This window comes from Neisseria dentiae (genome assembly GCF_024580525.1).
GTDB lineage: Bacteria > Pseudomonadota > Gammaproteobacteria > Burkholderiales > Neisseriaceae > Neisseria > Neisseria dentiae_A.
The window spans coordinates 1-382 of record NZ_JANIKQ010000088.1; the positions used below are offsets into that span (position 1 = coordinate 1).

Genomic DNA, 382 nt, shown 5'->3' on the forward strand with positions numbered 1-382 from the left:
CCGCCGGCCCACGGGCCTGGACGCACGGCGGGCCACCACAGCGGCCGGCCTTCGACTCACGCCTTGCGCGGCTTCACCTTGCCCGCCGCCAGCTTCGCATTGGCGCGTGCCGTCTCCACGTCGTCCGCCCGGGCCACCGCCACGCCCATGCGGCGCTTGGTGAAGCTCTCGGGCTTGCCGAAGAGGCGCAGGTCGGTATCCGGCACGCGCAGCGCCTCGTCCACACCGTCGAAGGCGATGCCCTGGGCGTCCATGCCGCCGTAGATCACGGCGCTGGCGCCCGGGTTGCGCAGGCGGGTGTCCACCGGCAGGCCGAGGATGGCGCGCGCATGCAGCTCGAATTCGCTCTGGTGCTGTGTGGCGCGGGAGACCAGGACGGTGT

Annotated in this window: 1 pseudogene; it reads right to left on the reverse strand. The window is 73.0% G+C overall.

The features are described from left to right. Positions 1-56: 56 nt before the first annotated feature. Positions 57-382: pseudogene (locus NQ012_RS12985) on the reverse strand (formate-dependent phosphoribosylglycinamide formyltransferase); the annotation flags it as partial.